Source organism: Paenirhizobium daejeonense, from assembly GCF_014280875.1.
Taxonomy (GTDB): Bacteria; Pseudomonadota; Alphaproteobacteria; order Rhizobiales; family Rhizobiaceae; genus Allorhizobium; species Allorhizobium daejeonense.
This window is the reverse complement of the sequence record NZ_JACLAL010000006.1, coordinates 455,754-478,939: the sequence shown is the minus strand read 5'-3', so window position 1 is coordinate 478,939 and position 23,186 is coordinate 455,754. Positions and strand designations below refer to the sequence as shown.

General features: G+C 60.3%; 21 protein-coding genes and 1 pseudogene. 6 read left to right on the top strand and 16 right to left on the bottom strand.

The features are described from left to right. Nucleotide 1: 1 nt before the first annotated feature. The 5 genes from H4I99_RS17435 to H4I99_RS17415 form a co-directional block, all read right to left on the bottom strand. Nucleotides 2-220, bottom strand: coding sequence for a hypothetical protein (locus H4I99_RS17435; protein WP_164490821.1), 219 nt, complete (start codon nucleotides 218-220; stop codon nucleotides 2-4). A gap of 103 nt (nucleotides 221-323) precedes the next feature. Next, nucleotides 324-1,217 carry a peptide chain release factor N(5)-glutamine methyltransferase gene (prmC, locus tag H4I99_RS17430; RefSeq protein ID WP_163901788.1) on the bottom strand — a complete coding sequence of 298 codons (894 nt, stop codon included), beginning with the start codon at nucleotides 1,215-1,217 and terminating at the stop codon, nucleotides 324-326. Further along, nucleotides 1,214-2,293, bottom strand: coding sequence for a peptide chain release factor 1 (prfA, locus tag H4I99_RS17425; RefSeq protein WP_163901790.1), 1,080 nt, complete (start codon nucleotides 2,291-2,293; stop codon nucleotides 1,214-1,216). Before prfA ends, prmC begins: the two co-directional genes overlap by 4 nt. Before the next feature lie 25 nt (nucleotides 2,294-2,318). Then, complete coding sequence (ptsP, locus tag H4I99_RS17420) at nucleotides 2,319-4,586, bottom strand: phosphoenolpyruvate--protein phosphotransferase (protein WP_163901792.1); 2,268 nt, start codon at nucleotides 4,584-4,586, stop codon at nucleotides 2,319-2,321. Nucleotides 4,587-4,676: 90 nt separating this feature from the next. Beyond that, nucleotides 4,677-5,951 carry an aspartate kinase gene (locus H4I99_RS17415; RefSeq protein WP_163901794.1) on the bottom strand — a complete coding sequence of 425 codons (1,275 nt, stop codon included), beginning with the start codon at nucleotides 5,949-5,951 and terminating at the stop codon, nucleotides 4,677-4,679. A 294-nt stretch (nucleotides 5,952-6,245) separates the two neighbouring features. On the opposite strand from H4I99_RS17415, the gene mprF reads away from it, so the two are divergent. After that, complete coding sequence (mprF, locus tag H4I99_RS17410) at nucleotides 6,246-8,867, top strand: bifunctional lysylphosphatidylglycerol flippase/synthetase MprF (RefSeq protein WP_163901796.1); 2,622 nt, start codon at nucleotides 6,246-6,248, stop codon at nucleotides 8,865-8,867. Continuing rightward, nucleotides 8,864-10,228 (top strand): virulence factor family protein, encoded by a 1,365-nt coding sequence (locus tag H4I99_RS17405; protein ID WP_163901798.1) that lies wholly within the window; start codon nucleotides 8,864-8,866, stop codon nucleotides 10,226-10,228. Before mprF ends, H4I99_RS17405 begins: the two co-directional genes overlap by 4 nt. 100 nt (nucleotides 10,229-10,328) lie before the next feature. Here the strand turns inward: H4I99_RS17405 and H4I99_RS17400 are convergent, their stop codons facing one another. Then, complete coding sequence (locus H4I99_RS17400) at nucleotides 10,329-11,072, bottom strand: SH3 domain-containing protein (protein ID WP_163901800.1); 744 nt, start codon at nucleotides 11,070-11,072, stop codon at nucleotides 10,329-10,331. Between the two features lie 313 nt (nucleotides 11,073-11,385). On the opposite strand from H4I99_RS17400, the gene ubiG reads away from it, so the two are divergent. Then, a complete protein-coding gene (gene ubiG / locus H4I99_RS17395; protein WP_163901802.1) occupies nucleotides 11,386-12,156 on the top strand; it encodes a bifunctional 2-polyprenyl-6-hydroxyphenol methylase/3-demethylubiquinol 3-O-methyltransferase UbiG in 771 nt (256 codons plus the stop codon). Continuing rightward, a complete protein-coding gene (locus H4I99_RS17390; RefSeq protein WP_163901804.1) occupies nucleotides 12,153-12,704 on the top strand; it encodes a DUF924 family protein in 552 nt (183 codons plus the stop codon). The genes ubiG and H4I99_RS17390 overlap by 4 nt, the downstream gene beginning before the upstream one ends. Before the next feature lie 37 nt (nucleotides 12,705-12,741). Here H4I99_RS17390 and H4I99_RS17385 read toward each other — a convergent pair whose 3' ends face one another. Genes H4I99_RS17385 through H4I99_RS17370 form a run of 4 tightly spaced genes read right to left on the bottom strand, consistent with a single transcriptional unit; the run spans nucleotide 12,742 to nucleotide 15,113 of the window. After that, nucleotides 12,742-13,170 (bottom strand): DUF1178 family protein, encoded by a 429-nt coding sequence (locus H4I99_RS17385; RefSeq protein WP_163901806.1) that lies wholly within the window; start codon nucleotides 13,168-13,170, stop codon nucleotides 12,742-12,744. Further along, nucleotides 13,167-14,027, bottom strand: coding sequence for a carbon-nitrogen hydrolase family protein (locus tag H4I99_RS17380; protein ID WP_163901808.1), 861 nt, complete (start codon nucleotides 14,025-14,027; stop codon nucleotides 13,167-13,169). The genes H4I99_RS17385 and H4I99_RS17380 overlap by 4 nt, the downstream gene beginning before the upstream one ends. An 11-nt stretch (nucleotides 14,028-14,038) precedes the next feature. After that, nucleotides 14,039-14,296, bottom strand: coding sequence for a glutaredoxin 3 (gene grxC / locus H4I99_RS17375; RefSeq protein WP_163901810.1), 258 nt, complete (start codon nucleotides 14,294-14,296; stop codon nucleotides 14,039-14,041). Nucleotides 14,297-14,351: 55 nt separating this feature from the next. Next, nucleotides 14,352-15,113, bottom strand: a complete 762-nt coding sequence (locus tag H4I99_RS17370) for a ComF family protein (protein WP_163901812.1) — start codon at nucleotides 15,111-15,113, stop codon at nucleotides 14,352-14,354. Between the two features lie 92 nt (nucleotides 15,114-15,205). On the opposite strand from H4I99_RS17370, the gene H4I99_RS17365 reads away from it, so the two are divergent. After that, complete coding sequence (locus H4I99_RS17365; protein ID WP_163901814.1) at nucleotides 15,206-16,087, top strand: methyltransferase domain-containing protein; 882 nt, start codon at nucleotides 15,206-15,208, stop codon at nucleotides 16,085-16,087. A gap of 9 nt (nucleotides 16,088-16,096) precedes the next feature. Here H4I99_RS17365 and H4I99_RS17360 read toward each other — a convergent pair whose 3' ends face one another. The 6 genes and pseudogenes from H4I99_RS17360 to H4I99_RS17335 all read right to left on the bottom strand — a co-directional run bounded on the left by H4I99_RS17360 (nucleotide 16,097) and on the right by H4I99_RS17335 (nucleotide 20,122). Continuing rightward, a complete protein-coding gene (locus tag H4I99_RS17360; protein ID WP_163901816.1) occupies nucleotides 16,097-16,270 on the bottom strand; it encodes a Flp family type IVb pilin in 174 nt (57 codons plus the stop codon). Nucleotides 16,271-16,331: 61 nt separating this feature from the next. After that, nucleotides 16,332-16,649 (bottom strand): hypothetical protein, encoded by a 318-nt coding sequence (locus tag H4I99_RS17355; protein WP_099059441.1) that lies wholly within the window; start codon nucleotides 16,647-16,649, stop codon nucleotides 16,332-16,334. A gap of 108 nt (nucleotides 16,650-16,757) precedes the next feature. Next, nucleotides 16,758-17,171 carry an 8-oxo-dGTP diphosphatase MutT gene (mutT, locus tag H4I99_RS17350; protein ID WP_163901818.1) on the bottom strand — a complete coding sequence of 138 codons (414 nt, stop codon included), beginning with the start codon at nucleotides 17,169-17,171 and terminating at the stop codon, nucleotides 16,758-16,760. Next, nucleotides 17,168-17,975 (bottom strand): annotated as a pseudogene (locus H4I99_RS17345) (GNAT family N-acetyltransferase). The gene mutT and the pseudogene H4I99_RS17345 overlap by 4 nt, the downstream one beginning before the upstream one ends. Next, nucleotides 17,956-19,197 carry a bifunctional glutamate N-acetyltransferase/amino-acid acetyltransferase ArgJ gene (gene argJ, locus H4I99_RS17340; protein WP_163901822.1) on the bottom strand — a complete coding sequence of 414 codons (1,242 nt, stop codon included), beginning with the start codon at nucleotides 19,195-19,197 and terminating at the stop codon, nucleotides 17,956-17,958. The pseudogene H4I99_RS17345 and the gene argJ overlap by 20 nt, the downstream one beginning before the upstream one ends. 64 nt (nucleotides 19,198-19,261) lie before the next feature. Beyond that, nucleotides 19,262-20,122, bottom strand: a complete 861-nt coding sequence (locus H4I99_RS17335) for a peptidylprolyl isomerase (RefSeq protein WP_163901824.1) — start codon at nucleotides 20,120-20,122, stop codon at nucleotides 19,262-19,264. 242 nt (nucleotides 20,123-20,364) lie between these two features. On the opposite strand from H4I99_RS17335, the gene secA reads away from it, so the two are divergent. Continuing rightward, nucleotides 20,365-23,070 (top strand): preprotein translocase subunit SecA, encoded by a 2,706-nt coding sequence (gene secA, locus H4I99_RS17330; RefSeq protein ID WP_163905911.1) that lies wholly within the window; start codon nucleotides 20,365-20,367, stop codon nucleotides 23,068-23,070. Nucleotides 23,071-23,186: the final 116 nt, after the last annotated feature.

Here is a 23,186-nt window from a genome sequence, read left to right as displayed (position 1 = left end):
TTCACCTGAATTCTTCTGTTGTGCTGATAAAAGGCAGCGCTACTGGTTCTGGTTGGACCGGACCAAGGCTGCGCCTGCCGCGGGCATATTGCGCCACCGCTTCTTTGCCGTTGGTGAAAGTCAAGTTTACTGAGTTACGCACCGGGATTGCTCGCCCCGCGAAGCTCTGTGACGAGCGGAAATCGAAGCAGACCCCAGACCCGAACGAATCTTCGTTCATTCCCCGCTGCCCGTTGCGTGCCCGCAAGCTATTACGCTTCATTGCGAAAACCAAGCCTTTTCTTTCAAAAGGCAAAATATCCTTAGCATACGCAGCAAACTTGTTACGTCCGCCTTGGATGAAACAACAGGACCCGGTCGTTGCCGCCATAGTCCTGCCGCGCGTCGAGCAAGGAAAATCCTTTAGCCTCAAATATTTGGGTGACCGGTTGCTTCTGATCGTAACCGATTTCCAGTCCCACCACGCCTCCGTCCGCCAGATGCGAGGCCGCGTTGCCCGCGATCGCGCGATAAGCGAAAAGACCATCCTGGCCGCCATCAAGTGCCCGTTCGGGATCAAAATCCTTGACTTCGGGCTCAAGCGCTTGGACCACTTTTGTGGGTATGTAAGGCGGATTTGACACGATGATGTCGAAGTGTCGTTCTTCGATCTTCTCGAACCAGGCGCTTTCAAGCACCTCAAATCTCTCGCCGACGCCGTTGAGATAGGCATTGTTTGCGGCGATTGTAAGGGCGCCGGCAGAAATATCCGTCCCGGTTGCGCGGGCGGTATCGCATTCCTTCAGAAGGGCCAGCGCGATTGCGCCGCTTCCAGTGCCGAGATCGAGAATTCGCGCGCCGGCCTTTTGGGCGGCAACACGCTGGAGATGCGGCAGGATGGCGTCGACGAGGATCTCCGTGTCGGGACGCGGCTCGAGCGTGTCGGGCGAAAGCTTGAGGGTCAGCCCATAAAAATCCCGTTCGCCAAGAATGCGATGCACAGGCTCGCGGACTACCCGTCTGTCAATTGCAGAGCGGACAACGCTGGCCTGCTCGGCACCCACCGTCTGGTTGGCGCCTAGAACGACCGCGGTCGCCGAGAGCCTCAGCAATCCGCTGACCAGCACCCGCGCATCGGTTGCCGGATCGGCCAGGCCTGCTGCTGCAAATCGTTGCCTCGCTTCGGCAATCAGGCTGCCGACGGTATCAGGATCGGCCTTTTCTGCTTCCTCGCTCACGACACTTCACCAAGCTGGGCAAGCTGCCCCGCCTGATAGTCGGCGATCAACGCATCGACCATTTCGTCGATTTCGCCCACCATCATGCGGTCAAGCTTGTAGAGGGTGAGGTTGATGCGGTGATCCGTTACCCGCCCCTGCGGAAAATTGTAGGTGCGGATACGTTCTGACCGGTCGCCGGAGCCGACCTGGTTCTTGCGGTCGGCCGAACGTTCGCTATCCGCTTTCTGTCGCTCCATGTCGTAAAGCCGCGAGCGCAGGACCTGCAGCGCCTTGGCGCGGTTCTGGTGCTGCGACTTTTCCGAGGAGGTCACGACCAGTCCCGTTGGCAGATGGGTGATACGAACGGCGGAATCGGTCGTATTGACGTGCTGGCCGCCGGCGCCGGACGCACGCATCGTATCGATGCGGATGTCTTCGGGTCGGATCTCGATGTCGATCTCCTCCGCCTCCGGCAGCACGGCAACCGTCGCGGCGGAGGTGTGGATGCGTCCGCTCGCCTCCGTCTCGGGAACGCGCTGTACACGGTGCACGCCGGATTCGAATTTCAGCTTGGAGAACACGCCGCGTCCGGTGATCGTCGCGATGATTTCCTTGTAGCCGCCGGCTTCCCCCTCGCTGGAGGACAACACTTCGACCTTCCAGCCCTTGGAACTGGCAAAGCGCTCGTACATCCGGAAAAGATCGCCGGCGAAGAGAGCCGCTTCCGAGCCACCAGTGCCGGCACGGATTTCGAGGATCGCGCTCTTCTCATCCGCCGCATCCTTGGGCAGGAGCAGGATCTGGATATCCTTCTCCAACGCCTCGATGCGTTCCTCGACCTCCGGCAGTTCCATCTCGGCTAGATCGCGCATGTCGCGGTCGGTGGCCTTGTCAGCCAGCATCGTCTTCAGGCCAGCAACTTCGGCAAGCGCGCCTTCATAATCGCGGATCTTGCGGACGACGGGCTGCAGCTCGGCATATTCGGAAGCGAGCTTCACATAGACATCGGCCGCTGGCCCTGCAGACATGCGCGCCTCTATCTCGCCAAAACGGCGTTCGAGTTCGCGCATTTTCTCGACAGGAAGCTTCGCCACCCTTCGTCACTCCACATTCATAAGGTCAGAGAGGAATATTGTGATCCGCTGCGAATTTTACGAGCAGGTCGCGCAGCGGCTGTTGCGAATGATGGTCATCCAGCGCAGGCTCCAGCAACTCCGAAAGTTTGGAAATATCGAGTCCGAGCAGCATTGCCTTGATCGGGCCGATCGCCGTCGGCGACATCGAGATCGACCGGAAACCGAGCCCGAGCAGGGCCATTGCCGAAATCGGCTTGCCTGCCATCTCGCCGCAGAGCGTCACCGGCGTCTGGTACCGCTCGCTGGCCCGCACGATGTCCCGGAGGATCCTCAGGAATGGACGCCCGAGCACGTCGAAACGATCGGATACACGTGCGTTGCCACGATCTACCGCCATCGAGAACTGGAACAGGTCGTTCGATCCGACAGACACGAAATCGACTTCCTCCATTAACTCGTCGAGCTGCCAGAGAAGCGCCGGAACTTCGAGCATTGCGCCGAACTGCAGCTTCTTGGGCAACAGGTGGCCGAACTTCGAGAGATGCTGAACCTCTTTCTGCATCAGCTCGCGTACCGCCCGGATTTCCGCCACCTCCGTCACCATCGGCAGCATCATCTTGAGTTCCGCGCCTGCGGCGGCCTTGAGCAGTGCCCGCAACTGGGTGCGCAGGAGACCGGGCCGATCGAGCGACAGGCGGATTGCCCGCCAGCCGAGCGCCGGATTTTCTTCCTCGTGGCCGCGGAAATAGGAAACCACCTTGTCGCCGCCGATATCCAGAGTGCGGAAGGTGACCGGCCGACCACCCGCCTGCTTCAGGACACTGCGATAGAAACTTTCCTGCTCCTCGCCCTTCGGCATGGTGGAGGCGATCATGAACTGCAGTTCCGTGCGGAACAGGCCGATGCCTTCCGCGCCGGAATCGGCAAGCTGCGGCAGGTCGACCAGAAGGCCGGCATTCATCTGCAGCTTGATACGTTTTCCATCCTTGGTAACCGGTTCGACATCCCGCAAGGCGCGAAACTGCTCCTGCCGCCTGGCGCGCAACTTGACCTTTTCCTCATAGGCCTTCTGCAAATCGGCCATCGGCCGGATGTGCACTTTGCCGTCATCTCCGTCGATAATGACCGGATCACCATTTTCAGCAAGCGCAACCGCGCCCGCCGCCTGTCCAACCACAGCAATTCCCATGGCGCGCGCGACGATAACGACGTGGCTCGTCACCGCACCTTCCTCCAGCACCAAGCCGCGCAGATTGGCCCGCGGATAATCCAGAAGTTCCGCAGCACCCATGGCACGAGCGAAGATGATCGCATCCGCCGGGAACCCGTCTGCAACTGTCCGTGGCGAGAAGCCGGTCAGCTGGCGCAGAAGCCGGTTCGCCAGATCGTCGAAATCGTGCATGCGCTCGCGGAGATAGGGGTCCGTCAAGCGGATCATCCGCGCCTTTGTGTCGCTCTGCACCTTTTCGACAGCAGCCTCGGCCGTCAGACCGTTGTGGATCGCCTCTTCCATGCGGCGCACCCAGCCCTGGTCATGCGCAAACATGCGGTAGGTCTCGAGCACTTCGCGATGCTCTCCCTCCATTGAGACTTCGCGCCGAGACAACATGTCGTCGATGGAAATCCTCAGCGAGCCGATCGCATCGGCGAGCCGGCGGATTTCCTTCTCGCTATCCTCATTGAGAAGATTCGTGACAACGATGCGCGGCTCGTGAAGCACGACATGACCAAGCCCGATGCCTTCGGAATAGCTATCGCCATCGATCGTGACGGCACGTGTCAGATCGAGTTCGAGACCCGGGCGGGTGATCTTTTTCAGTTCGCCGGTCGCGATCATCTCGGCCAGCACCATGGCGGTGGTTTCGAGCGCTTCAAGCTCGTCCTCCCGATAGTTGCGCTGTGCCTTGTTCTGAACGACGAGAACGCCCAAACTGCGGCCGGCGCGAAGAATCGGCACGCCGAGGAAGGAATGATAGATTTCCTCGCCCGTCTCCGGCAGATAGCGGAATGCGGGATGCGCCTGGGCATCGGACAGATTAAGAGGTTGCGCCGAAGCGGCGATCGTACCGACGAGACCCTGCCCCATCTTGAGCTGAGCAAGATGAACGGCCTGCTTGTTGAGACCCTCGGTAGCGTAAAGTTCGAGAACCCCGTCTGCTCTGAGCACGTAGACGGAACACACCTCCGCAACCATATTGCTCGCGATCTGGCGAACGATCTGGTCAAGCCGCTCCTGCGGCTCCAGCGGTTCCGCCATAAGTTCGCGTAACCGCTTGAGGAGGACGCGTGGACCCGCGGAAAGGTCTCTCATCGCCAGCATGCTCCCGAATACATCGTTGGTCGGGCGGTCTCGCCGCCCGCGGGGTCAGACCGGCGAGGATGGCGATTCCGCTTTATGGAATCAATTCTTATCGAGGCCGTAGCAGGAATGCAAAGTCCGAACTGCGAGTTCGGCATAAGGACCGTCGATCAGGATGGAAATCTTGATCTCGGAGGTGGTGATGGCCTTGATGTTGATGCCCTTTTCGGCCAGCGACCGGAAAGCGGTGGCAGCAACGCCGGCATGGCTGCGCATGCCGATGCCGATCACCGAAACCTTGACCAGTCCCTTTTCGCTCTGGGCGACGTCGAAGCCGATCTTCTCCTTGTTTTCGGAAAGCACGGCAAGCGCCTTGTCCACATCGCCGGATGGCACGGTGAAGGTCATGTCGGTCTTCGAACCGTCTTCGGAGATGTTCTGAACGATCATGTCGACATTGATGTGCGCCTCGGCCAGCGGCCCGAAGATCGCAGCGGAAACGCCCGGACGGTCGGCGAGCCGACGCAGCGAGATCTGCGCTTCATCCTTGGCGTAGGCAATACCGGTGACGACTTCCTGTTCCACGATCTCATCCTCATCGCAAATCAACGTGCCGGGCGGGTTCAAAAGATCGCCCATGCCCGGCGCATCGGGATCTTCGAAGCTCGAGCGCACGAAAGTGCGCACCTTGTGGACCATGGCGAGCTCGACCGAGCGCACCTGCAACACCTTTGCGCCGAGCGAGGCCATTTCGAGCATTTCCTCGAAAGCGATCTTCTTCAGGCGGCGAGCCTTCGGCTCGATGCGGGGGTCCGTGGTATAGACGCCATCGACGTCGGTATAGATGTCGCAGCGGTCAGCCTTCACGGCGGCGGCAATCGCCACGGCCGATGTATCGGAGCCGCCGCGACCGAGCGTCGCTATCCTGTTGTCCGGACCGATCCCCTGGAAACCGGCAACGACCGCCACCTGTCCTTCACCCATGCGGCGAATGATGTCGGAGCCGTCGATTTCCTGAATACGGGCCGCGCCATGGGCATTATCGGTCTTGATCGCAATCTGCCACCCCTGCCAGGAGCGAGCATTCACGCCGATCGATTGCAGCGCAATGGCCAGAAGCCCTGACGTGACCTGCTCGCCTGAAGCGACGATGGTGTCATATTCGCGGGCGTCATAAAACGGTGATGCAGCACCGGCAACTTTCGGCATGTTCTGCACCCAGTCGACGAGCTCGTTGGTCTTGCCGGACATGGCGGAAACGACAACCGCCACTTCGTGGCCGGCATCGACTTCGCGTTTGACATGCCGGGCAACGTTATAGATGCGTTCGAGATTGGCGACGGAGGTCCCGCCGAATTTCATCACGATGCGTGCCATTGCCTTGACCGTATGCCCTTGCCGTATGCCGGAAGCCGGCTGAAAATATTGCGCCCTGAAAGGCCTGTTGGTGCGGCGCTTTTAGCGAATAAGCGAAGCGGGCGCAACGCCCGTTTCGAACTGGATGGTACGCTTCGGCCGCTCCTGCTTCAAAAGGGAAAACTGGGTTCGACAGCCGCCATAATTTAGCGCAATTTGCGGTGACAAGCATGCGGCCCGCGGGGCTCACAACCGGATGAAAATGGTGGGAGCTTTTTTTAATGGCGTAACCGCTCACCCACCGGAACGAGGATCATGAGTTCACGCGCACTAGACAACGGGGCAACTTTCGCGCCCGAGGAAACCGAAGAAGCGTTTAATCGGCGCTATGGTCGGCTGTCACGTTACGCAAAACCGCTGATGGCCCTGCTGACGGTTTTTGTCTTCGCGCTGGTGGGTTTTGCCATTTACCGGCTGACCGAAGAGGTCAGCTATGACGATGTCGTCCGCGGTCTCGCCAGCACGAGCCCAGGGTCGATATTCCTCGCCATATTCTTTACCGCATTGAGCTTTGCCACCCTGTGTCTCTACGACTGGAACGCTCTTTCCTTCATCGGCAGGAAGCGACCGCTCGGGGAAGTGGCGCTGACGGCCTTCAGCGCCTACGCTGTCGGTAATGTTGCCGGCTTCGGCGCACTCTCTGGCGGCGCGATCCGTTACCGCGCCTATGCGCGTGCCGGCCTCGCTCCGGACGAGATCGCTCGCGTCATCGCATTCGTGACAATTTCCTTTTCGCTAGGCCTGACGGTGATCACCGCGCTTGCGCTGATCCCGATGTCCCCGGAAATTGCCCCGCTCGTCGGCCTGGACCCCGTCTGGCTGCAGACCGTTGCCGTCCTGATTCTCGCTGGCCTCGGCCTTGCCTTCGTCATCGCCCGGATCGGCCGCAAAACGGCTTTCGGCTCCGTGTTCCGTTTCGTGGATACCCGGACCCTCTCGCGTCAGTTCCTCGTCACAGTCCTCGACATCGCGTTCTCCGCCTCCGTTGTCTATGCACTGCTGCCAGCCGGCGCCGCTATTTCCTGGCCAGCCTTCTTCGCCATCTACGCGGTCGCAATCGGTCTCGGCATCGTCAGCCACGTACCGGCCGGCATCGGCGTGTTCGAAACGGTCATGGTGGCAGCCCTGGGGGGGCAGGTCGGCACCGACCAGATCCTTGCCGCGCTGATTGCCTATCGGCTTATCTATTATGTTCTGCCGTTGCTGATCGCCATCGTGCTGGTCACCGTCACGGAACTGCGTAATATTGCCGACAGGCAGCTTCCCGCTGGCATGGTCCGCACCGCCTCCCGTCTCGCCCCCCTGTTGTTGGCAACGCTGACCTTCATTCTCGGTGCCATGCTGATCGTATCGAGCGTCACTCCTGCGCCGACCGACAACCTCGAATTCCTCTCCGGCTTCCTGCCGCTTCCTATCGTCGAAGGCGCGCATTTTCTTGCGAGCCTCACTGGCCTCCTGCTCGTGATAGCGGCGCGCGGTCTGTCTCAGAGACTGGATGGGGCATGGTGGGCAACCTGTGTTGCGGCAAGTGCTGCTCTCGTGCTTTCCCTGCTGAAATCCGTGGCAATCATCGAAGCGTCCATGCTGGGCGTTTTGCTCTTCGGCCTTTTCGTCAGCCGGCGTCTGTTCGTGAGGCCGGCTTCTCTCTTTCGTCAGGCACTGACCTCCTCCTGGCTGCTGGCCATCGCTGTCCTCTGCATCGGCGCCGTCATCGTGATGCTGTTCGTCTATCGCGATATCGAATACAGCCATGACCTCTGGTGGCAATTCGAATTCGAAGCGGACGCCCCCCGCTCGCTGCGCGCCATGCTGGCGCTCACGATCCTTTCATCGACGCTTGCACTCTTCGGCCTGCTGAGACCTGCCTCCCTGCCAGTTTCCCCTTCTGACCCGGATGCCGTTGCCAAGGCTGTTACGATCGTCGCCACACAGGATGTCGCAGATGCCAATCTGGTGCGCACCGGCGACAAGGCGGTTATGTTCTCACCGGAAGGTGACGCCTTCATCATGTACGGCAAACAGGGACGCTCCTTTATCGCCTTTCTCGATCCCGTGGGGCCGCGCAAGGCCCGAGCGGAACTCGTCTGGCAATTCGTGGAAACGGCGCGCGCCGCCGGTTGCCGCGCCGTGTTCTATCAGGCGTCCCCTGCCCTCCTGCCCGCCATTGCGGATGCCGGGATGCAGGCCTTCAAACTCGGCGAAAGCGCGCTCGTCGACCTCGAGCGCTTCGACCTGAAGGGCGGGCGCTGGGCAACATTGCGGCAGACGGCAACGCGCGCCGAACGCGACGGCCTCAGCTTCGAGATCGTTCCGGTCGAACGGGTAACCGATATTCTGGAAGACCTGCGCGCCGTATCCGATGCCTGGCTGGATGAGCATAATGCCAAGGAGAAGGGCTTTTCGCTCGGCACCTTCACCGATGATTACATGCTGATGCAGCCGGTTGCGCTGCTTCGCTTCGAAGATCGGATCGTCGCCTTCGCCAACATGCTGCTGACCGATACGAAGGAAGAGGCATCCATTGACCTCATGCGCTTCGCTCCCGATGCACCGAAGGGCGCTATGGATCTGCTTTTCGTAAAGCTGCTCACCGAGTTGAGGAATGAAGGTTATAAGCACTTCAACCTAGGCATGGCGCCACTCGCCGGCCTTTCGCGACGCGAAGTCGCGCCGGCCTGGGACCGGATAGCCAACACATTTTTCGAACATGGCGAACGCTACTACAATTTTAAGGGGCTGCGTGCCTTCAAGTCGAAGTTCCACCCCGAATGGCAACCGCGCTATCTTGCGGTATCCGGCGGCCTTAACCCCATGATCGCACTGCTCGATGCCACCCTGTTGATCGGCGGCGGATTGAAAGGCGTAGTGAAGAGATGAAGACGATACTGACGAAGACCGCCAGCGCTCTATCGCTTGCAGCACTCATTTCCGCCCCGGCTTTCGCGGACGACGTGGCATTCGACACTGGCATGATCCCCGCTCCGCTCATCCTGATGCCGGAAGACACCCCGCAAGCGGTCATCTTTCTCCTATCGGACGCTTCGGGCTGGCAGGACAAGGATCAGAAGGAAGCCGAACGCCTGAACAGCAACGGCGCCATCGTCATCGGCATCGATACGCCAAAGTATATCGCCTCGCTCGCAAAGGATACCGACGACTGCATCTACACGGTCTCCGACATCGAATCGCTCAGCCATCAGGTCCAACGCAAGGCGGGCAATGCCTCTGTCCTCCAGCCGATCGTGGCTGGAAGCGGACTCGGCGGCACCATGGCGCTGGCGATCCTCGCCCAGACCCCGCAAGCGACAATCGGCCAGACACTCGCCGTCGATCCGGAAGCGGGCATTCCACTTCAGAAGGAACTCTGCACGCCGGCAGACAAGACGGTGCAGGGCGACCATACGATCTATGGCCTGACGGATGGAGAACTGCCGGATCCTGCAACGGTCGTCCTGACCCCGGCCGCTCCGTCCGACGGGCGAGACCATGTGACCGCCCTGGTCAGCAAGCACTCCGACATTGATGTGCGGGACGGCAAGGACGACGACGCCAGCACGCTCGGCGCCACGCTGGACGAACTGGTCGCAGCTGAGAGCCAGACCGAATCGCCGCTCGGCCTGCCACTCTCGATCCTCGATGCCACGCCTGCGAAGGATACGATGGCGATCATCTATTCCGGCGATGGCGGCTGGCGCGATATCGACCGCGAGCTCGCCGGCTTTCTGCAAAAAGACGGCATCCCCGTCGTCGGCGTCGATTCGCTACGCTATTTCTGGTCGGCTCGGACAGCAGCAGAAACATCGGCCGATCTTGAGCGCATCATCCACGCATACAAGAAGCGCTGGAACGTGCACCACGTCCTACTGATCGGCTATTCGTTCGGGGCGGACATCCTGCCGGCGAGCTACAACGGCCTGACCGAAAAGGCGAAGGGAAGCATCATCCAGATGAGCCTGCTCGGCCTTTCCCATGAAATCGACTGGGAAATCTCCGTATCCGGCTGGCTCGGGGCCGGAGGAGGTTCGGGAGCCGGCGATCCCGTCGATGACATACGCAAGATCGATCCGCAAATCGTCCAGTGTCTTTATGGCGCCGACGACGATGAGGATGCCTGCCCGGCCCTTAAGGGAAGCTCAGTTGAGACCGTCCAACTGGAAGGGGGACATCATTTCGATGGCGATTATGAAGCTTTGGCAAAGCTGGTGGTCGATGGCCTGACGAGACGTCTCAACAAGTGATTGGGCTTACCTGGACCTCGACCTGAGCAAACCGCAGAAAGAGGAAAGGCGACGCCCTTTTCGGACGTCGCCTCACGCGTTCGCACATCACGAAATTGCGTTACATGCCTTCCCGGTCACAGCCAGGAGAGCCTGGAATGCAAACCGGACGAAGACCACCGCGCTGACCATTGCCACCCTGAGGCTCTCTTGGCGGCCTCCTCACCTCACCCTGTGGCTTACGGCCCGGCTCCTCACCAACATGAGGCCGGAAGTTGGGAGGCAGCCTGTTCGCGGGATCGCCCTTGTCGACCCTTGGTGGCGGAGGGGGCCTGCGCCGATCGTCATTGTCGCGACGCGGCGGCGGACGGTCCCAGCCATCGTTATCATATCCTGGGTCGTAACGCGGCGGACGTGGACGGTTCCAATCGTCGCCATACTGCGGCGGACGCGGCCGATAATAATCGTCACCCCGCCAACGATCACGGTCACGGTAGAAATCGCGGTTGCGGTAATGGCGGTCCCAGTAGTTGTCGATCGAGAAAGTGACCGATGGAATGCCGAGCGGTCGATAATATTCGGGACCGACATAGACCCGCCGCTGCGAATAGAGCGCCTGAAGATAGGTGCCCGATACCCAACCCCGATAACCGGCAAAGGAAACGTCGCACCAGTTGGCCGACTGCATACAACCCTGGATTTCTACGCGCGCGCCATAAGGAATGACAATGACGGCCGGATAGCGCGTGCTCGGGCCGGATCGCATGTTCACATTGGCGGTAGAATATGCAGGCGCCGCCTCCGCGACTGCCGGTATGACGATCGCCGCCAGCAGTCCCGTTGCCAGAATTGACAGTTTTTTCATTCAGGTGACTCCTCGGGTCCCCTTTTCGGGGCTTTTATTTCCTGGCGCATCAACGCGCAGGCAGGCTACCATGTTCCGCCTTTTCGGCGGCATTGCGGCGAAATGCTCGTGATATCAGAAGCTGCAGCCTATGCGGCTCCAACGCCCTTAAACCGGACAAAGCGTCACAGTGCCAAGTTAGAAGATCCTGCATGAATGGATCTTGAACGGCGGCCCCTGCCTTTCGCGTTTCCGACAGATCGGATCCCGGCCCTTGACTTTGCCAACCGATCGTCCGACTTGAATTGCCAGAAGCCTGAGGGAGATCCGGTTCATGAACGCTGAGGCCCGCACCACCATCGACCAGTCGGAAGTCGACCGTTTTTCCGCCATGGCGGCAGAGTGGTGGGATCCGACCGGCAAGTTCAAGCCGCTGCACAAGATCAATCCGGTGCGCCTCGCCTATATCAGAGATCAGGTAAGCGCCCATTTCGGCCGCGACCCGAAGGCGCATCGCCCGCTGGAAGGCCTGCGCATCCTCGATATCGGCTGCGGCGGCGGCCTGCTGTCGGAACCCGTAGCGCGCATGGGCGGCGATGTGCTGGGTGCCGACGCGTCGGAAAAGAACATCAAGATCGCCATGACCCATGCCGACCAGACCGGCGTGACCGTCGACTACCGGGCCGTTACGGCGGAATCGCTTGCCGAAGCCGGCGAGACATTCGACGTGGTCCTGAACATGGAAGTCGTCGAGCATGTCGCCGATGTCGATTTTTTCCTGACGACCTGCGCCTCGATGGTTCGGCCCGGCGGCCTCATGCTGGTATCGACCATCAATCGAACCTTCAAGGCTGCCGCCCTTGCTATCGTCGGGGCCGAGTATGTGTTGCAGTGGCTTCCACGCGGCACCCACCAATACGAAAAGCTCGTCCGGCCTGAGGAGATCGAGGCGCCGTTGTCGAAAAGCGGCATGCAGGTGGTGGAAATGAAGGGTGTATTCTTTAACCCGCTGCAGAACCAGTGGAACCTCTCCTCCGACATCGACGTCAACTATATGGTGCTGGCCCGTCGATCGGGCGGCCCACCATCAGAGGTCACGAAATGACGGCGGCAAGCGACATCCTCGCCTTCTGGACGGCGGCTGGACCGGAGAAATGGTTCGTCAAGGATGACGCGTTCGACGCATTTATTCAAAGCGATTATCTGAGCTCGCATTTCGCCGCTTCGCGTGGCGAATATACCGAATGGGAGGAAACGGCCGAGGGCTCACTTGCGCTCCTGATATTGCTCGACCAGTTTCCTAGAAACCTGTTTCGCGGCAGCGGTCATGCCTTCGCAACCGATGGGCTGGCCCGCGCGATTGCTCGCCGGGCACTGGATCGGGGGTTCGACCAAATCGTCGATCAATCGCTGGCTATCTTTTTCTATCTACCCTTCGAACATTCCGAGGATCCCACGGACCAGGAACTCAGCGTATCGTTGTTCACCCAGCATTTCGAACTGACAAACGATCAACAGGTCATGAACTACGCGTTGGAGCATAGGGATATCATCGCCCGCTTCGGCCGCTTTCCCCATCGCAACGCCGCTCTCGGCAGAGAAACAACGCCCGAGGAACATGCCTACCTGGAAAGTGGCGGCTTCAAAGGCTGATTGAAAAAAATGTGCGTCTGAAGAGGGTAGTCACGCTTCAGTTTGTATCATCCGGCAGCATCGGCAGCGGTGCGATCTCGATACCCTCGTCAATCAGCGACTTCACCTCGCTCGGTGACGCCTGGCCCACGATGCCGCGTGCCTCCGTTTCGCCGTAATGAATCTTGCGGGCCTCCTCGGGAAAGCGTTCCCCTACATCCTCACTGTTGGCGCGAATGGAGGTAATGACCTCCTTGAGCTTCGCCACCACTTCCTTCTGCGCCTCATTGACCGCCAGCGCACCGATCTTCTCCTTGTGCCGCGCGGTCGATACCGAAGGCGCCATCAGCACTTTCGATATGTCAAGCGAACCGCAGACAGGGCAAGCCAGAAACCCGCTTGCCTTCTGACGGTCGAAATCAGCGCTCTCCGAGAACCAGCCCTCGAAGTCGTGCGCATTCTCGCAGATGAGAGAATAGCGGATCAAACGGTGACGCCCCCTTTCGCCAGCAGCGGAGCGACAATGTCCACTTCGAAGTCCCGAGCGTTCTTGAGGTTGGGGATCTTCGCCCGGGCAGCCTTCACGGCAGCGGTATCGATATCGGCAATCACGACGGCCTCACCCATTCCGCCAGCAGAGGCCAGCACCTTGCCCCAGGGATCGACGATCATCGAATGCCCGAAGGTCTCGCGACCGTCCTCATGCACACCGGCCTGGGCCGCCGAAATCACGAATGCACCATTCTCGATGGCGCGGGCACGAAGCAGTACTTCCCAGTGCGCCTCCCCCGTCTGCCGGGTAAAGGCGGCCGGGGTCGTCAGGATTTCGGCTCCGGCCAGGGCTTCCGCCCGGAAGAGCTGCGGAAAGCGCACGTCGTAGCAGACGCCAAACCCGAGCCTTGCGAACGGGAGAGCCGCCACCACGGCGCGTGAACCCGGTCTATACACCGCGCTTTCACGCCAGCTTTCGCCATTGTCGAGATCGACGTCGAACATATGGATCTTGTCGTAGCTGGTGATCTTGCGACCATCAGGACCGAACAGGAAAGCACGATTGGCAATCTTCCCATCGGCAAGCAGGATCGCAGTCGAACCGATATGCAGATGGATGGAAAGTTCGTGTGCGAGTTCCGACGCTGCCTTGACGACCAGATCGCTATTCTCGTCGCGCAGGATGGCCTGTAGTCCCTTGCGATCCTTCTGAATTGCTCCAGTCATCTCCGGCGTCTGCACGTAAACCGCACCATGAGCGGCGGCTTCGCGCACAAGCCGGATCATGGAGGCAACATTCTTTTCAGGGTCGACACCCGAACACATCTGGATGGCAGCGACTTTAAAGCTCATGTCCATCTTCCTCAATTGGCCAGTAGTGGATCGAGCTTGCCGTCACGATCCAGCGCGTAAAGATCGTCGCAGCCACCGACATGAAAGTCGCCGATGAAAATCTGCGGGAATGTCATCCGGCCGTTGGAACGGGAAATCATTTCCTGCCGAAGCTCCGGCTTGTCCGTCGCGTCATGCTCGACAAAGGCAACACCCTTGGACTCGAGCAGGCCTTTCGCGCGGGCGCAATAACCACAGAACTGTCTCGTGTAGATGGTCACCGATGCCATGGAATACTCCGATCAGGTAAGCGCAAGAAGGGAAATGAGGTTGTCTCAATCACGCTCATATAGGACCGGACAATGCCCTTGCAAAGGTTAAAACTGTGACATCGGCAGCACCCGCTTTCTTGAGCGCCCGCGTTGCCGAACTCACCGTCGAACCTGTCGTATAGACGTCATCGACCAGCACGATACGCCGCCCGAACACGGCGGGGGACAACTGTTCCGGCACGATGAAGGCTCCCCGAACGTTGAGTTCGCGGGCATTGGCTGTCAGCCCGACCTGCTGGCTGGTACGCTTCCGTCTCACAAGCGCCTGCGGCTCGAACCGCCGACCGGAAAGCCGCGCCACATGGCGCGCCAGTTCCGCCGACTGATTGAACATGCGGCTGAACAGCCGGCTGCGATGAAGCGGAACGGAGACCACGCAATCGCAGGAGGAAAGGGCTTCTTCACCCGCCCTCACCATCCACCCAGCCATCATCGGCGCGAGGTCTGTCCGGTCGCGATATTTGAGGGCGTGCACGAGATCCCGGGCGATGCCGTCATGCACAGCAACCGAGCGCAGACGATCGAATGCCGGCGGATTGGCAATCGCCTCGGCCGAAACCATACCCGCGCCGGGGTCGCGCTGGAACGGCGTGCCGAGCACCTCGCAGAACGGCCGTTCGATGAGCCGAAGCTCCGACCAGCAGGAAGGACATAGCGCGCCATGCCGCCCCGTACGCACATGACAGTGGGCGCAGCCGGGAGGAAAGACGGCGTCACGCAGGCCGCCCACCACACGCAATGGCAGATCGAAGATAACCGTCCTGATGACCGGCATGGAATTTTGCTCTATGCGACCCGACATAAGGTTGACATTAGGCGCTTGCCGGCGCCTTTGCCAGACCGTGAATTTCAAGAGGATGTCTTCTGATGGAAAGGCTTTTCGACGACCGGCTGATCGCCGCCAACCGCAGGCGTGCGCTGTCGGCCATGACCGAGGGCGCCGATTTCCTGCTGGAGATCGCCGCAGGCGAAATCGCCGATAGACTTTCGCTGGTCGAGCGCCGCTTCGAGGATGCCGTTGAACTGCATGGCGCCACAGGTCTCACCGCACGCGCCGCCCTTGCCACCGGCAAGATCGACCGGCTGGAACGTATCGAGGTTGCACCGGACCTTACCTCCGGCGCAGAGAGCGTCCGCGAAGCAGCATGGGAAACGGTGCCGCTGGAACCCCAGTCGGTCAATCTGGTGCTCTCTCCGCTATCGCTGCACCTCACCAATGACACGCCTGGCGTGCTCGTGCAGATCCGCCGCGCCCTGAAGCCCGACGGCCTGTTCCTCGCGGCAATTCCCGGCGCCGGCACGCTTGCCGAACTGCGCGACGTACTGCTCGCGGCAGAGGCGGAACTCTATGGCGGCGCAAGCCCGCGCGTCATACCCTTTGCCGATATTCGCGACATTGGGGGGCTGCTGCAGCGCACCGGTTTCGCCCTGCCCGTCATCGACGAAGAGAGTCATACAGTCCGCTATGATTCGATCTTCCCGCTCATGCGAGACCTGAAGGCCATGGGTATGACCAATCCGCTGCTCGGGCGCAGCAAAAAGCCGGTGAACAGGGCGTTTTTCATGAGGGCGGCCGAGCTTTATGCGGAGCGCTATTCAGACCCGGACGGACGTATCCGCGCCACCTTCTCCATCATTTACGTATCGGGATGGGCGGCACACGAAAGCCAACAGAAGCCGCTGAAGCCGGGATCCGCGAAAATGCGGCTCGCCGATGCGCTCGATCCGAACCGCAAGCTTATGGAATGACGATCCGGCTCAGTTGCCGGCACCCGTCACATTCGTTTCGATCGTACCGAACATGTTCTGAAGCGACCCACTGAACATGCCGAAGCCACCGATGAGAGCGGCCCCCATGATCGCCGCAAGCAATCCATATTCGATAGCGGTCGCGCCCTGTCGGTCTGCAAGGAATTTCCGGACGAGATGCATTTCGTCTCCCGCGAGTGTTGACCGAACGGCCGAGAAATTATGACTTGTCTGAAATATTGAATCAGCACCCGTCGGCGCCATAGCCGTCGACGATGCAAACCGATCCTGGTGTTTTCTGAAGAACGCTGCGACGGATCGTATACCGCTTGCCGTTATCCGACCGGTTGATCGACCCTGTGCTGAGCATATCGTATTCGTCCGGCTGGAAGGCGAGGCTCTTTCGTTCCGTCTTTCCGGCGAGCATTGGCGTCAGGACAAGCGACAGCGCAATCACCGCCGTGCCGAACAGCAAGGCGATGTTCAAAACTCCAGTCTTTCCCGACTTTTGCGAAGACCGCTCTCTCGACCGGACGGTCTTCCAGAAATCCTCGTTTACCATGACACGCTCCACGCACGCTCTAACGCATGAACAGAAGCGAGCTTTGCCTGATGGTGATAAACTTTGCGTTAAGAACGTCCTTAAAACGTCCTTAAACTGTAGGATATCCTAAAGCAGATCCTGGAGGAAGGGAATGAGCGGCTCGTCAGCCGGCGGCATGGGGTAATCGCGCAGTGCCTGCGGGCGAACCCACTTGATCGCCTGCCCTTCCTTGCCATGGGCAATGCCCTCGTAACGACGGCAGACGAAGAGCGGCATCAGCAGATGGAATGTCTCGTAGGTATGGCTAGCGAATGTCAGCGGCGCGAGGCACGCAACCTTGGTCGTAATGCCGATTTCTTCCTCCATCTCACGGATCAGCGTCTCCTCGGGGGTCTCCCCCGGCTCGACCTTGCCACCCGGAAATTCCCAAAGGCCTGCCAGCGACTTGCCCTCCGGCCTCTGGGCCAGAAGTATGCGGCCGTCGCTGTCGATCAGCGCGCAGGCCGCAACGAGAAGGATCTGCTTTTCCCCGTCGCTCATGCGTCTTTTCCCTTGCGCCAGTAGTGGTAAAGATAGGCTTCCTTGAAGCCGAGCTTGTGGTAGAGGGCGATTGCAGGCTCGTTGTCGGCAACGACCTGTAGCCAGGCACGCCGGGCGCCGCGCATTCGAGCCCAACGCAAAGCCGCAGTCAGCACCTCAAGGCCAAGCCCCTTGCGCCGCTGGTCGTGCGCAACAGCAAGCGACATGATGCCGGCAAGATCGTTGTCCTGGACGCAAAGCGTTGTCGCGACCGGTCCCCGCTCGGCCGTTTCGATGAGGAAGAGACCCGTCGGCGGCTTGATCGCGCCGATGATTTCGGCAAGAGCCGGCTTGAGGGCCGCGTCTTCGCCCTGCAGTTCGAGGCTTGCATCGACATAACGGCCGACATCATGAGTCGGAAGATGATCGAGCGTATCCGGCAACACGATATCCGCGAGATCGCAGGTCATCGTGACCACGTCCTCGAAGCACTCCCAGCCTTCCGTCTCCAGGTGATCGATGAGCGGCTTCGGCGCCAGCGGCGTCTGGCGCACGATCAGCGGGCGACCGTAAGAAGCGAACTTCCGCCCGGCCTTCTCCAACCGGATCGCGATGTCGCGGCTGTCGGACGGATCGAGCGCGACAATGCAGTTCAACCGCTTGGAAGGATGACCGCCGGTCAGCCGGATCTGCCAGCTGCCGTCATATTGCACATTTGCCGCCGGCCAGGCCCGGAAGCCCACGGCTTCCAGCCGACGCACCAGCGGCAGATTGTCTTCAAAGGGTACAGCGAGCATTCTGGTCGTCAGCTCCGGTAGTCGCCATTGATCGCAACATATTCCTTGGTGAGATCGCAGGTCCACACAGTCGCGCGGCCATCGCCGAGGCCGATATCGACCTTTACCGGAATGTCCTGCTCCTTCATGACGGCCGTGGTCGCAGCTTCCGAATAGGCCGGATCCCGCTCGCCATTGACGGCAACGCGGATGTCACCGAACCAGATCGCCAGACGGTCGCGATCAGCCATTTCGCCGGACTTGCCAACGGCCATAACGATACGCCCCCAATTGGCATCCTCGCCCGCAATAGCCGTCTTGACCAGCGGTGAATTGGCGATGGAAAGCGCAATCTTCTTGGCGGCCTGATCCGTCTCAGCGCCGACGACGGTCACTTCAACCATCTTGCGAGCGCCTTCGCCGTCACGCACCACCTGGAGGGCAAGGTCCTTCAGAAGATCGTTCAAGGCGGACTTGAACCCGGACAGCGCCGGATCCTCGGCGGATTCGACCTTCTTCTGGCCGTCTGCGGCAGCTGCCCCGGTTGCAAACAGCAGGAGCGTGTCCGACGTCGAAGTGTCGCTATCGACCGTCACCGAATTGAAGGTCGGCTCGACGCCGGCGGAGAGAAGCGCCTGCAATGCAGGTGCCGCGATATCGGCATCCGTCACCACGAAGGACAGCATGGTCGCCATGTCGGGCGCGATCATGCCGGCGCCCTTGGCAATACCGTTGATCGTCACCTTCACTCCACCGATCTCGGCCGAGCGGGTGGCGACCTTCGGATAGGTATCGGTGGTCATGATCGCTCGTGCCGCTTCCAGCCAGAAATCGCCGGTTGCGCCCTTTGCCATGTCGCCCAGAACACCAGAGAATTTCGTCGCATCCAGCGGCTCGCCGATCACACCGGTCGAAGCGAGATAGATCTCGTTCTCCGCGCAACCGAGGGCAGCCGCAGCCGACTTCGCGGTAAGCTCCGTCGCCGCACGGCCCTTGATACCGGTGAAGGCATTCGCGTTACCGGAGTTGACGACGACGCCGCGCGCTACACCATGCCCAAGGTTGGAGCGGCAGAAATCGACCGGAGCCGAAGGGCACTTGGACTTGGTAAACACCCCGGCGACGGTCGCCGGACGCTCGAAGGACATCAGCAGGACGTCGGTGCGGTTCTTGTACTTGATGCCTGCCGCCGCGGTCGACATGGACACGCCGCGGATCACCGGCATCTCGGGATAGGATTTCGGAGCGAGGGGAGAAACGGCTTCAGACATCGATACCACCTGTAACAGGAAGGCCCGCAAGATGCGGGCCCAGGGATTTGAACGGAAACAGCAGTTACTGCTGCGGCTGCTCTGCCTGCTGCTTGTTCACATCCTCGTAGCCCTTGCGCAGGGCCTCGTCGACGATTTCGACCTTCTTTTCGGCTTTCGCCTTTTCGATGATCTCAAGATACTTGTCGCGCATGACGAGCTGGCGAACCTGCGGACCGACTTCTTCCAGGGTCGGAGGAGCGGCTTCGCGCTTGTCCTCGACCTTGATCACGTGGTAGCCGAACTGCGTCTTGATCGGGGTCTTGGAATAGGCGCCCTTCTCCATGGCGAAGGCGGCTTCCTCGAATTCCGGTACCATCCGGCCCTTGGTAAAGTAGCCGAGGTCGCCACCTTCCGACTTGTTCGGGTCGGTCGACTTTTCCTTGGCGAGTTCGACGAAGTCCTTGCCGGCGTCGAGCTGCTTGATGATGTCCTTGGCCTCTTCCTCGGTCTTGACGAGGATATGGCGGGCGCGAACCTCTTCCTGCTTCGGCAGGGCGGCGATTTCCTTCTCGTAGCGCGCCTTGACTTCATCGTCCGTGACCGCGTCAACGACGTGCTTCTTGAAGTAAAGGTTATGCAGCTCGCGATCGGCGATATAGGCCATGCGGCGCTGATATTCCGGATCGTCCTTCAGGCCTTCGCCAGCGGCATTGCCAGCGAGCAGCTTGACGTCGATGGCGCCGGAAAGGGCTGCAACCTTCTTCTGCTCTTCCGGAAGCTGGGAAAGCTGCGGATCGAGATTGGCAACGGCAAGGTCGAGTTCCGACTGGGTAATGGTGAGATCGCCGACCTTGGCGACGACGGCGTCTTCGGCCAGAACCTGGTTCTGGAGCCCGATCAGAGCGACGCAGGCAGCAAGGGCGAGTTTATGAAAGCGAAGCATGTGAAACCTTTCGGATGGGGAACCGTTTCTTGACCGTTCGAATCGGGCGAAAAATTGTCCAAAGCACGGTAGACCAAGCGTTTGCGGCCAAGCTGCGCCGTTGACATCATTCGACCCCCCTCTTATCTGTCACGCAACCGCGCGTCCAGAGCCGTTTCCGGGCCTCCCGTGCCTGCGTGCCGAATTTCGGCCGGCGATCAGGATACGCAACGAATATGACGAAGGTCAGAAAGGACCATCGAATGGTCAGTCTCGGTGGGCTCGCCCGCAAACTCTTCGGATCGGCCAATGAGCGCCGCGTTCGCTCGTATCAGCCGAAGGTGGCGGCTATTGCCGCGCTGGAAGACCAGATGAAGGCCCTCTCCGACGAGGCGCTCTCCGGCAAGACCCAGGAATTCCGCAAGCTGCTGGCCGAAGGCAAGACGCTCGACGACATTCTGGTCCCGGCCTTCGCCGTTGCTCGCGAGGCCTCCCGCCGCGCGCTCGGCATGCGACCCTTTGACGTACAGCTCATCGGCGCGATGATCCTGAACGATAACGCGATCGCGGAGATGAAAACCGGCGAAGGCAAGACGCTCGTGGCAACGCTCGCCGTCTACCTCAACGCACTTGCCGGTCGCGGCGTCCACGTCGTTACCGTCAACGACTACCTCGCCAAGCGCGACGCGACGACGATGAGCAAGCTTTACAGCTTTCTCGGACTGACCACCGGCGTCATCGTCCACGGCCTGACCGACGAGGAACGCCGCACGGCCTACCTCTGCGACATCATCTACGCGACCAACAACGAACTCGGCTTCGATTATCTCCGCGATAACATGAAGTACGAGCGCAACCAGATGGTCCAGCGCGACCACGCCTTCGCGATTGTCGACGAAGTGGACTCCATTCTGGTCGACGAAGCCCGTACTCCGCTGATCATCTCCGGCCCGCTGGATGACCGCTCGGACCTCTACAACACGATCGACGCCTTCATTCCGATGCTTTCGGAGGAAGACTACGAAATCGATGAAAAGCAGCGCTCGGCCAACTTCTCCGAAGTTGGCACCGAGAAGCTCGAGAATCTGCTCCGTCAAGCCGGCCTGCTGAAAGGCGAGTCACTCTACGACGTCGAAAACGTCTCGATCGTCCACCACATCAACAACGCTTTGAAGGCTCACAAGCTCTTCCAGCGCGACAAGGACTACATCGTCCGCAACGGCGAAATCGTCATCATCGATGAGTTTACCGGCCGCATGATGCCGGGCCGCCGTTACTCGGAAGGCCAGCATCAGGCGCTTGAAGCCAAGGAAAAGGTGCAGATCCAGCCGGAGAACCAGACGCTCGCCTCGATCACCTTCCAGAATTACTTCCGCATGTACGACAAGCTGGCCGGCATGACCGGTACGGCAGCGACCGAGGCGGAGGAGTTCGCCAACATCTACGGTCTTGATGTTATCGAGGTTCCCACCAACCTGCCGATCCAGCGTATCGACGAGGATGACGAGGTCTACCGGACCTTCGAGGAAAAGTTCACGGCGATCATCGCCGAGATCAAGGCCGCGCACGAGCGCAAGCAGCCGGTTCTTGTCGGCACTACCTCCATCGAGAAATCAGAGCTTCTGGCCAACCTCCTGAAGAAATCCGGCTTCGACAAGTTCCAGGTGCTGAATGCCCGCTACCACGAGCAGGAAGCCTATATCGTCTCGCAGGCCGGCGTACCCGGCGCCGTGACCATCGCCACCAACATGGCCGGCCGCGGTACCGACATCCAGCTCGGAGGCAATATCGACATGCGCCTCGAGCGCGAGCTGGAAGGCATGGAACCGGGCCCCGAGCTTGACGCCAAGGAACAGGCCATCCGCGAGGAGGTGAAGAAGCTCAAGGCAGAGGCGCTTGCCGCCGGCGGCCTTTATGTCATCGCGACGGAGCGCCACGAAAGCCGGCGTATCGACAACCAGCTTCGCGGCCGTTCCGGCCGTCAGGGTGACCCGGGCCGGTCGAAGTTTTATCTGTCGCTTCAGGACGACCTGATGCGCATCTTCGGCTCCGACCGCATGGACTCGATGCTGCAGAAGCTCGGCCTGAAGGACGGCGAGGCAATCGTCCATCCCTGGATCAACAAGGCTCTGGAACGCGCCCAGAAAAAGGTCGAAGCCCGCAACTTCGACATCCGCAAGAACCTGCTCAAGTATGACGACGTGCTGAACGACCAGCGCAAGGTTATCTTCGAGCAACGCATCGAGCTGATGGACGCCACCGATGTGTCCAGCACGATCGCCGACATGCGCCACGAGGTCATCGAGACCATGGTGCGCGTCCACATTCCCGAGCGCGCCTATGCCGAGCAGTGGGATGTGGCAGGGCTTAAGGAGAAGGTCGCAACGACCCTCAACCTCGACCTGCCGATCGAGCAGTGGGCGACGGAAGAAGGCATTGCGGAAGACGACATCGTCACCCGCATCACCGAGGCCGCAGACAAGGCCGCGGCAGAGAAGGCTGAACGCTTCGGCCCCGAGATCACGGCCTATGTCGAACGCTCGATCGTGCTTCAGACCATCGACAATCTCTGGCGCGAGCACATCGTCAACCTGGACCACCTGCGATCCGTCGTCGGTTTCCGCGGCTACGCCCAGCGCGACCCGCTGCAGGAATACAAGGCTGAAGCTTTCGAGCTCTTCCAGGCCCTGCTCGCCAACCTGCGCGACGCCGTAACCATGCAGATGTCCCGCGTTGAGATCGTGCGCGAAGCTCCGCCGGCGCCGACCCTGCCGGTCATGGAAGCGCACCACGTCGATGCAAGCACCGGCGAGGACGATTTCGACGAAGGCGCGGCAAACTACGTCGCACCGGAGGACCGTAACCCGCAGGACCCCGCCACCTGGGGCCGCGTCGGCCGCAACGAGCCTTGCCCCTGCGGTTCCGGCAAGAAATATAAACATTGCCACGGCACATTCGAAAACGCCTGAACGGGCAACGACGCAAAATGACAGTCAAGGCGGCCTTCCGGCCGCCTTTTCTTTTTAAAGTCGGGCGAAAAGGACCGCAGTCACCGGAAAAGACATTGGAATTTACTCACTCCCAT

Coding starts and splice junctions, on each gene's coding strand:
- mutT (WP_163901818.1), bottom strand. CDS start 17,171: ATGAGCGACGGGGAAAAGCAGATCCTTCTCGTTGCGGCCTGCGCGCTG.
- H4I99_RS17405 (WP_163901798.1), top strand. CDS start 8,864: ATGAAGACGATACTGACGAAGACCGCCAGCGCTCTATCGCTTGCAGCA.
- ubiG (WP_163901802.1), top strand. CDS start 11,386: ATGAACGCTGAGGCCCGCACCACCATCGACCAGTCGGAAGTCGACCGT.
- ptsP (WP_163901792.1), bottom strand. CDS start 4,586: ATGAGAGACCTTTCCGCGGGTCCACGCGTCCTCCTCAAGCGGTTACGC.
- mprF (WP_163901796.1), top strand. CDS start 6,246: ATGAGTTCACGCGCACTAGACAACGGGGCAACTTTCGCGCCCGAGGAA.
- H4I99_RS17360 (WP_163901816.1), bottom strand. CDS start 16,270: ATGCATCTCGTCCGGAAATTCCTTGCAGACCGACAGGGCGCGACCGCT.
- H4I99_RS17400 (WP_163901800.1), bottom strand. CDS start 11,072: ATGAAAAAACTGTCAATTCTGGCAACGGGACTGCTGGCGGCGATCGTC.
- H4I99_RS17390 (WP_163901804.1), top strand. CDS start 12,153: ATGACGGCGGCAAGCGACATCCTCGCCTTCTGGACGGCGGCTGGACCG.
- H4I99_RS17355 (WP_099059441.1), bottom strand. CDS start 16,649: ATGGTAAACGAGGATTTCTGGAAGACCGTCCGGTCGAGAGAGCGGTCT.
- grxC (WP_163901810.1), bottom strand. CDS start 14,296: ATGGCATCGGTGACCATCTACACGAGACAGTTCTGTGGTTATTGCGCC.
- H4I99_RS17380 (WP_163901808.1), bottom strand. CDS start 14,027: ATGAGCTTTAAAGTCGCTGCCATCCAGATGTGTTCGGGTGTCGACCCT.
- H4I99_RS17415 (WP_163901794.1), bottom strand. CDS start 5,951: ATGGCACGCATCGTGATGAAATTCGGCGGGACCTCCGTCGCCAATCTC.
- argJ (WP_163901822.1), bottom strand. CDS start 19,197: ATGTCTGAAGCCGTTTCTCCCCTCGCTCCGAAATCCTATCCCGAGATG.
- secA (WP_163905911.1), top strand. CDS start 20,365: ATGGTCAGTCTCGGTGGGCTCGCCCGCAAACTCTTCGGATCGGCCAAT.
- H4I99_RS17365 (WP_163901814.1), top strand. CDS start 15,206: ATGGAAAGGCTTTTCGACGACCGGCTGATCGCCGCCAACCGCAGGCGT.
- H4I99_RS17435 (WP_164490821.1), bottom strand. CDS start 220: ATGAACGAAGATTCGTTCGGGTCTGGGGTCTGCTTCGATTTCCGCTCG.
- H4I99_RS17370 (WP_163901812.1), bottom strand. CDS start 15,113: ATGCCGGTCATCAGGACGGTTATCTTCGATCTGCCATTGCGTGTGGTG.
- H4I99_RS17335 (WP_163901824.1), bottom strand. CDS start 20,122: ATGCTTCGCTTTCATAAACTCGCCCTTGCTGCCTGCGTCGCTCTGATC.